The organism is Halorubrum sp. C191 (genome assembly GCF_002727095.1).
GTDB lineage: Archaea > Halobacteriota > Halobacteria > Halobacteriales > Haloferacaceae > Halorubrum > Halorubrum ezzemoulense.
Genome location: NZ_NHNZ01000001.1, coordinates 1 through 8,570, shown reverse-complemented (window position 1 = coordinate 8,570; position 8,570 = coordinate 1). Strand labels below are relative to the sequence as shown.

The window sequence follows — 8,570 nt, the reverse complement described above, 5'->3', positions numbered from 1 at the left end:
TAACGTTCAAAGCTGAGCTGGTTACACCAGCATCTGTACGACCCGGCAGACTCCGTCTTCGGAGTCGATAGAGACGCTGATGGTGTCCAAAATCTTCGACAAGCAGGATATAATGTTGTAACTGGCGACGCAGAGGTGCTTGATTTGGATGATACGTATGATTATGTCGTCGCCGGTGAATTGATTGAAAATTTATCTAACCCTGGTGAGTTTCTGAAAGCAGCAAAGGATGTACTGTCAGAGAATGGTCGTTTAGTTCTCACAATGACAAATATCTGGTGCTGGGCACGCTTGAAACACATAACTCAAAAAGACGGCGTCCCATATAATCCGGAGCATACGCACTATCATGACGAAGCAACTCTTCGACAGTTGTTAGAACGCTACGGCTATCGTGTTAATATCAAGTACGTCGCACCGATGAGTGAGGGGATCACTCGATGGCTCAATCGGATGCCAATCAGACAATTTAAGCGGTTAGGATCGACCCGACTACTCGTGATCGCGGGAGTCAATGAGTAATCTAACTTGTCGCTGAGAAGTGTCAACTATACCTAAATCATATCACTTATATTTTATATAGGTTGTAAATTATAAATACCCATCAAGAACAATTATCAAACTGAGAAAGCCATCGATCATCCTAAGCAATATCCAAAAAATGATAAAATAGATTATGGTACAAATTGCGTATGTCACGCCATACTATAATGGTGCTTGTGACGGGCGGTATGGCCGATTTCACGATTGGATCCACGCTGTCCGTGACACTGATGACCCACCTTTCAGTGCTGATGTCTACGCGTTTACAGCGAGTAATTCCGATGAGATGCTCGCGTCGACTCCATATGCCCACTTCGGGGAAGCAACAGATCTATGGGGAACGAAGTGGAACAAGCCGGAGTTCCTGTTGAACGCGGCACGCGTTCGTAAGGCACTTTCCGCGGCTGACTACGACCTAATCCACGTCCTGCCGATGGACACCATCATCCTTCCGACAGTCCTCTCAATCGTACCAGATGTTCCACTCGTGATCGGGCCGGATATCGGCGGCTGGTCACCTATTCGACGCGGGTCGTTCGAGCGGGAGAGCCCAACGGGTTGGATAAAAAATCGCCTTCGGTACGTTCTCAAGAACGGACTTGCGCGTACGGTCCGGTACGACCGAGTCCTCGCGTTCAGCGAGTACCATCGTGATATTCTCGCAAGTTTTGGCGTTCGGCTGGAACGTACGGACCTGCTCCGTCCTGGTGTCTCTGAGCGATTTCATCCGAAAACAGAGCACAAATCGCATGAGCCACCGCAACTCCTCTATGTCGGGGATTTCTCCGCGCACAAGGGCTATTTTCAGTTCCTCGATGCACTCTCGCAACTCGAACGGCCGTTTGACGCCCGTCTCATCGGTGCCGGCGATCCCGATATTGAACGAATTCGTGATCTCGGCATCTCTGAGTCAGTCACAGTCGAGGGATTCGTCCCCCGTGCTGATCTCCCTACATACTATCGCGCCGCTGATCTCTTTGTCCTCCCCTCGATCGATGAGATGGGGCCGAACACGCAGATCGAGGCACTTGCCTGCGGAACGCCAGTCGTTGCCACTGATCGGCCCGGAATCAATGAGTACGTATCGGACGATGCCGCCGTGTTCTTTTCACCCCGCGATGCGGAGACGCTCACTGCCGCTTTAGACCGTGCGCTCAATAACCTAGACAGATTGAAAAAGAATGCTCGAAAAATATCGTCATCGTTCCGCGCGATCGACACAGCAGAAGCGCTTGCGGACACCTATCGTCGTGTCCTAGCAGACTCTTGACCTCGGTGTATACTCATGGTACGGTACAACTGGAAAACAGGTGGGGTTCGGACTTCCCGAGAGATCGAGGTGTCTGCTTGGACACCCACGGAGTACATCCACCATCGTGTCAATCCAACATCGAACATGAAACCGAGCACAAGATAGAATCGCCTGACAACTGTTCACAAAATACATTGAACGGATGCCTTAGTTGTTTGCGCGTTCTTCTGGCGACTATACCGGCGTACACCGTACCGTTTATCGACGGTGACAAAGAATACTGAGATATGACTGAGGAACCGTTGGCTTACCGAGCACGTAAATGGGCGCTCCAGCAGATCTCCGCGGTGACAAAGCGGCCCAATCAGCACGACCGCCTTACCGAGACAGACTGGGACGTGCTTGTCATCCTCGATGCCTGTCGGTATGATGCTCTCCAGCGAGTCACTAACTGGCCTGTTGATCGCTGTCGCTCCCCCGGTAGTGCAACGGGCCACTGGCTCAGTGAGTGCGAGCAGTCAGGTGTGCTTGAAGACACTTACATTGCTACCGGGAATGTCAACTACGCTAACTGGGATGTCGGCGCTGCCAAAGTTGAACACGTTTGGGAAGACTACTGGAACGACAGACTCGGAAATGTCCTCCCTAACCCGGTTCTTGAAGCTGCCAACGATTTTCTCGATGACGGTAACCGCCCTGTCGTTGCTCACCTCCTACCACCCCACGCACCGTACGTCGCCCAAGTCGGCGACACGTGGATCCCTGCGTTTCCTGACATAGATATCTGGCGGCGTAACCCCGGCCGCAAGGATGATAATAAGCTCTCTCCACAGGTCGCAATGGCGTCGGGCCACGTCGACATGGAACGAGCTGTCGCTGGCTACCATGCCTCCGTTGAGTCGACGTGGGAGGCAATCCTCCCGACGATTGGCGAGTGGGTTGAGCAGGACTTGACCGTTGTCGTCACCGCTGATCACGGCGAGACATTCGGCCACTGGCGCGACTGGAAGCTCTACGGCCATCCGAACCGTGTCCACGTCCGCCCGCTCGTTGAGGTACCGTGGATCATCTTCGAACAGGCCGCACCTATGGTCGATAATTCAGTCGAAAACGTTCAAGAGAAACTCGAAGCGCTCGGCTACGTGGACTGAGTATATTTTCATTTCAGTTCGACTATAATTGGTAGAGAGGTTTCGCTGAATCGATGAACTGACTCACGGTCGATCGGTTGCGCCACCAATCGACTACTTCTGACGGTGTCCGGACCCTATCTTCGTGGCCTGCGACGGCTTCAGCGTTCTTCATAGGATGGTCCTCTAATTGCGGGTGTGAGACCATTGTGACCACGCCCGCACCAAGCATGGACGGCGTGATCGCCGGGATATGCGTTGGGACGAGGGTAATTCCTTCTACTGTGCGTGGAATTGGCCAACGCCCCTCATTAATACAATTGAAGTTGTTAGCGGCGAGCGCTCGGACGGTCGTCCGATCGTACTCGTGCCAAGGTGGAATGAATGTTGTGGGTTCGATGCCGTGTGACTCGAGGATGTCCCGACCAGCACCGATCCGCCTATTTTGCTCGGCGTAGTCCAGTCCGGCGAACTCGCTACGGTCGTCGTAGAGCGGGCCTCCGCGGCCTTCGCCGACGTTCTCGTGTTCGTAACCGTGCTGGGCGAGCTCCCAGCTGTTCGCCTCCAGATCGTGTAGGAACTCGACCACGTCGGCGCTGAGCCGCTCGCCCTCGAACTTCGGGCAGACGGCGACGACGCCCCGGAGACCGCGCTCGTCGTAGCGCGAGAGCACGTCAATCCACGTCTCGTTGTCGATGTCCTGGTGGTAGTCGTCGAAGCGCAGGCAGACCAGCGACAGGCGTGTCACGCCGGGCCACATTAGAGGTAACCGAGGTCTTTGAGCTGCTCTTCGAGCTCCTCGTCGTCGGGCGCCTCGAACTTGCCGGCGTCGTCCAGCGGTTCGAGCGTGTCGCGCACGACGTCCAGCAGTTCGTCGGCAACGTCTGCCCGCTCGCCGAGAAGATCGCGGTCCTCGCCGGGGTCATCGCGCCAGGCGTACAGTTCTCGGTCGTGCTCGCCATTCAGCGGGCCGGTAATGATAAGCTTGTACTCGTCGTCGCGGATCGCCTGTAGCGGGCGGGCGAAGCGGGTCGCGTCGAAGTCAGGGTACTTGCGCTCAAGCCGCTCGATAGGTCCGTCGAAGCCCGCATACTCGGCGAAGGTGTAGTCGTGGTAGCGTCGGTCCTCAAAGCCCAGTAGACTCTCGGCAAGTTCGTAGTCCGGCGGACTCGCTCCAGCGATTTCATGGAAGGTCGGGTTTAGGTCAATCAGCGACACCTGGTTGTCGATCGTTCGGCCGGCGGGCGCGGTGTCGTCGCCAGCACCGTTGCCGTCCGCGCTGCTCCCTGTCCGCGGCGGTTTGATGACAAGCGGAACATGTAGCAGTGTGTCGTACAACGAGAAGATATGGCTTGTGAGCCCGCCATGGTCGCCGAAGTTATCTCCGTGGTCTGAGCAGACCACAACCATTGTGTTATCATAGATATCTTTTGATTTTAAGAAGTCCATTAGATCGCCGATGAGGTCGTCAAGGTAGCGGACAGCGCCGTCGTACCATGACTCGATAACTGCCCACTCTTCGTCGTTCATCTCCAGATCGCCGGCAAAAACGCCGTCGCCGCCACTGTGGGAGACCTGTCTGAGCTTCTCAATGTCATGACCCGGCAGGTCCTGAGAGCGTCTGCCGAGCGCCTCTATCACGCGTTCGAGAACCTCCCAACGGGGCCGTTCCAATCCCTCGGTGAACATCCGTTTATACGGCCGGGGAGGGTTGAACGGCTGGTGTGCCGTCTTGGCGTTAATAAACCCGAAAAACGGGTCGTTTTGGTCAACGGCATCACCTACGAACCGCTCCAGTCGATCGTACTTGTATCGGGTCTTGTCGTCGGGGCCTCGGGTCAGCGTGAATCCCACCTGCTTGGCAAATGACCGGTCGCCAAGAACTTTCTGTGCGAAGTCTATGTCTGCGCCAATGCGCCGGGTTTCGACGTAGTCGTCGACGCCGCGGGCGTATCCGCGGCTGCGCCGAATGTGCGCCCCCGCGCTGGCAGCGAACGTCCGGTATCCCTGCTGTTTGAGCATCTCCGGTAACGTCTCAAAGTCATCTGGTATCTTAAGCGAATTACCGTAGATACCGGTATGAGAGGGGTACTTTCCTGTGAAGACAGCTCCGTGGACAGTTGGTGTCCAAATTGAAGGCGCGAAGGCATTGTCGTAGCGGATACCGTCTTCCGCCAATTCTGTCATTATCGGTGTAGTCTTGCGCTTGTAGCCGTAGGTTGAGCAGTGGTCGATACGCAGTGCGTCAATAACCAAGAAAAGAATATTCGGTGCCATTACATATACCCCAAGTCCTCAAGGTGTTTTTTGACTTCTGTACCACCAGCCTCCGTGAATGATCTCTTCTCGCTGTCCTTCATATGGTCTTGGGCACGCAGTTCTGCTTCAATCACTGCTCGGATGTCGAGGACGCTATCGATCCCCGCGATCATTTCCTTATTGGTGCCGGCAACCATCGCTTCGTGGGTGTGGACACCCTTCTGTAGCCCATGGTCGCTGACCAACAGTAGCACATCGCCGTCATCAAGATCTTTGCGGAGGTCGCCAACGAATTCATCGAGTTCGTCGTAGGCCGATCGCTGAAGTGTGGACAGGTCGTAGGTTACGTGACCAATCAAGTCCAGCCCACTGGTATATGCGAAGACGAGTTCGTGACGGCCACTGCGGACTGCGCGGCGAGCGCGGGCGATGCGGACCATCACCATCTCGAGGCACTGCTCGTAGAATTCGTATGGGTCGGCGGAGCTATGTCCGCCGGTCGTGTCCGGGTCCCGCTCAAAAAGGTCACCTAGTGACCGCCGGAGGTTGTGCTCACGGTCCTCGCTATCAGGATCGACGACGTAGTTCGGGATGCCAATAGCCGTTGCCTCTTGTCCATCAAACAGCGTCTTGATATTATTCTCCGCGTAGTAGGTCGCCGGCGTGCGGAAGGCGTCGGCTCCAGTATTGGTCAGCAGCCAAGCGCCGATGCGAGCCTGAACGGTGTCGGGTAGGAGGTAGTCTGCGAGCATACTGGCGGATTCTAACAGCGGATTGCCCCAAGCAACGCCGTCGTTTTTGAGTGTGAGCCCGTGGTCCTTAGGGCGCAACCCAGTGATGATTGTGGGCCACAGCTCATGGGTACTCGGTTCCCCAGCAGCGCTGTCAATCGTCTCAATCGACCGATGGGCGGCAAGCGTGAGGTTCGGATGGGCCTCTGGATCGACCAGTTCAGGATCCAGCGCGTCGATGCCCAGCACGACGACTGTCATCTACTTCACGCGACGATGACATCCCTCAAATACCTTCTCGTTCATGGGTCCCCGTATGGAGTACCCGAACCGACTGCCTCTTGGCCGAGCACGCGAGAGCATAAGGATTTCATAGGTCGCCAGGAAGTATAAATCGTGTCGTACGAGGGCAGCGAGCTAGTTGGTTCCCCGCTGTCGAGTGGTCACCCTCCGAAGAAGCGAGAGGTGAGCCCTACGCGGGGTGGTCGCCCGTGAGTTCGCGGCCGGGAAAGACGACAATCGTCTACTTCCTCTCGCAAGTCGGGACTACCCTCGTGGGTGGAATCGCGACTTGGTACATCAACAACCAACTCGGACCCGGACCCTACGGCGAGTACTCGATTGCTGTTGCGTTCCTGTTTTGGTTGAATATCCCTGCGAGCGCGCTGGGAGAAGCAGTTAAAAAACGTGCCAGCGAGGGCACCGAACGAGGTTCATTTTTGACGGCGGGTCACTTGCTCAACCTTGGCGTCCACGCCCTCCTCGTCACCCTAATTCTCATCTTCGGCGATCAAGTAAATATTCTCATCGGGCTTGAAGTTGCGCGCTACTTTGCCGCGCTGGTCGCAGCGCGGGCACTGTTCGACCTCGCTCTCTCCTCGCTGCGCGGATACAAGCAGGTTGGCACCTCTGGGGGGCTGAAGACCTTCGAACAGGTGCTTCGGTCAAGCTTCCACATCGGGGCCCTCTTTTTCCTCGGTATCGGTGTTGGCGGCCTCGTTCTCGGGCACGCGACGGCGATGTTCTTAGCAACTGCCGTAGGTCTCACTCTCCTTGACGGCCGCCCGGAACGTCCCGACCTGAGTCATTTCACTGGACTTCTGGAGTACGCTCGCTACTCATGGCTGGGAACACTCAAAACACGCGCGTTTGCCTGGACTGATGTCCTCATGATGCGCGCATTGAGTCTTTCGGTTGTCGGTTTGGCTGCCGTATCGAAGCCTGAAATTGGGATCTACAAGGTTGCTTGGACAGTCGCTTCCGTACTTGCGTTAGTCAGCATTGCGATCAAACAAACGCTATTTCCGGAGTTCTCTGAACTCAGCGTCGACGAGAACTATGAACGCGTCCATCACTTCCTCAATGAAGGACTCACTTTTACGGGAATCTTCGCTATCCCGGGTTTATTTGGGGCTATCGTAGTTGGAGACACAGTTCTCACCATCTTCGGGGCAGAATACGCTCGTGGCGGTACAATCCTTGTGATCCTCATTGGCTCGCGTCTGTTAGCCGCCTATGGTGGACAGTTCCTCAACACGATCAACGCTATCGATCGTCCCGACATCGCCTTCCGTGTAAACCTCGTATACGTTGTGGCGAATGTGGGGCTAAATTTTTCACTAATCACCCTGTTTGGCTGGTACGGCGCTGCCTTCGCAACGGCGCTCGCATCACTTACAACTGTCCTCCTCAGCGCGTATGCTCTTCAAGATGTTATTGGGTCGCCCGACATACCGTTCGGTGAGATCGGGCTGCAGACCTTCGCAGCCGTTGTTATGATCAGTGTTGTTTTAGGATTTCAGCAGGTACTTCCTAAGACTTTAGCGTGGACTCTCGTCGTCGTTGCCATCGGTGCCGTAATCTACGGAGGCTTACTCTTAGGGCTCTCGCCGCGGATACGAGCGAAAGTCATCGGGTTAATGTCAGAGTAAACCATCGACGGAGAAGTCTGGATATCGTCGACGAACTTGATTTCGAAACAAACCACTGACCAATTATGAAGCGGCCAAGTCAGAAAGCTGTATAATGATGTCACTGATTGACTTGCCGAAGCTGGTTATATGAGATCAACCGGACTACTGGAATTGACATCCTCCTCCGCGTAAACGCGGAGAAATCCCGAGCGGTGGGAGTTTCAGCTTTGTAGTCCAATCAGGTGACTACCAGACCTTTCGGGCACGGGTAGTCCCACAGTGTCGGACTGGTGGACTGCCGGCCATGCCAACTGGTCGTTACCCCTATCCTTCACCGTGTATGGCGTCCCACATGTTGTTTTTGCCACGGGGACGCCGGCAGGCATCAGCGGAGTTGAGGGTATCGTGTCGCGTGCTTTGAGCAGTCGGCAGAGACACACCCTTCGAGGATGTGGCGTTCATCGACTGCTCTTTCGGATACTGCCTCGTTACGCGGGCGGACAGGCCGCCTCCGAAGGACGGTTCGGAATCCGCTCCGTTCCGACCGATTCCTGCCTTCACATAGAGCGGTCTGTCAGTTAAATCTCCGTATGTGAAACTCGGTACAGACGTTCGGCTAGTGGATTGCTTCCCACTATGTCGGCTTCATCACCCGCCTGAAGGCGGGTGTATTCGCCTTGCCGTCTCTATAATAAATTGGTGCGGACGTGATCCGTTAGAGAGTAATACTGTCAGCTAAATA

General features: G+C 55.3%; 7 protein-coding genes. 4 read left to right on the top strand and 3 right to left on the bottom strand.

All coding sequences use genetic code 11. The annotated features are described in order from the left end of the window. The first annotated feature begins 12 nt into the window (after positions 1-12). From Z052_RS00035 to Z052_RS00025, 3 genes are all read left to right on the top strand, one after another. Positions 13-522 carry a methyltransferase domain-containing protein gene (locus tag Z052_RS00035; RefSeq protein WP_099288412.1) on the top strand — a complete coding sequence of 170 codons (510 nt, stop codon included), beginning with the start codon at positions 13-15 and terminating at the stop codon, positions 520-522. A 454-nt stretch (positions 523-976) separates the two neighbouring features. Next, positions 977-1,813, top strand: coding sequence for a glycosyltransferase family 4 protein (locus Z052_RS00030; RefSeq protein WP_158228633.1), 837 nt, complete (start codon positions 977-979; stop codon positions 1,811-1,813). Between the two features lie 269 nt (positions 1,814-2,082). Beyond that, complete coding sequence (locus Z052_RS00025; RefSeq protein WP_094521055.1) at positions 2,083-2,946, top strand: hypothetical protein; 864 nt, start codon at positions 2,083-2,085, stop codon at positions 2,944-2,946. 22 nt (positions 2,947-2,968) lie between these two features. On the opposite strand, the gene Z052_RS00020 is transcribed toward Z052_RS00025, so the two are convergent. The 3 genes from Z052_RS00020 to Z052_RS00010 are packed head-to-tail and all read right to left on the bottom strand — an operon-like array spanning position 2,969 to position 6,176. Next, positions 2,969-3,685: a DUF2334 domain-containing protein gene (locus Z052_RS00020; RefSeq protein WP_094521056.1), complete on the bottom strand. Its 717-nt coding sequence runs from the start codon at positions 3,683-3,685 to the stop codon at positions 2,969-2,971. After that, positions 3,685-5,202: a sulfatase gene (locus tag Z052_RS00015; RefSeq protein WP_094521057.1), complete on the bottom strand. Its 1,518-nt coding sequence runs from the start codon at positions 5,200-5,202 to the stop codon at positions 3,685-3,687. Before Z052_RS00015 ends, Z052_RS00020 begins: the two co-directional genes overlap by 1 nt. Then, complete coding sequence (locus Z052_RS00010) at positions 5,202-6,176, bottom strand: alkaline phosphatase family protein (protein WP_094521058.1); 975 nt, start codon at positions 6,174-6,176, stop codon at positions 5,202-5,204. The genes Z052_RS00015 and Z052_RS00010 overlap by 1 nt, the downstream gene beginning before the upstream one ends. A 230-nt stretch (positions 6,177-6,406) precedes the next feature. On the opposite strand from Z052_RS00010, the gene Z052_RS00005 reads away from it, so the two are divergent. Next, complete coding sequence (locus Z052_RS00005; protein ID WP_144049933.1) at positions 6,407-7,846, top strand: lipopolysaccharide biosynthesis protein; 1,440 nt, start codon at positions 6,407-6,409, stop codon at positions 7,844-7,846. Positions 7,847-8,570: the final 724 nt, after the last annotated feature.

What these genes read in the sequence shown, in the direction of transcription:
- Z052_RS00030 (WP_158228633.1), top strand. Translation starts at nt 977, where the DNA reads ATGGACACCATCATCCTTCCGACAGTCCTCTCAATCGTACCAGATGTT.
- Z052_RS00025 (WP_094521055.1), top strand. Translation starts at nt 2,083, where the DNA reads ATGACTGAGGAACCGTTGGCTTACCGAGCACGTAAATGGGCGCTCCAG.
- Z052_RS00020 (WP_094521056.1), bottom strand. Translation starts at nt 3,685, where the DNA reads ATGTGGCCCGGCGTGACACGCCTGTCGCTGGTCTGCCTGCGCTTCGAC.
- Z052_RS00015 (WP_094521057.1), bottom strand. Translation starts at nt 5,202, where the DNA reads ATGGCACCGAATATTCTTTTCTTGGTTATTGACGCACTGCGTATCGAC.
- Z052_RS00010 (WP_094521058.1), bottom strand. Translation starts at nt 6,176, where the DNA reads ATGACAGTCGTCGTGCTGGGCATCGACGCGCTGGATCCTGAACTGGTC.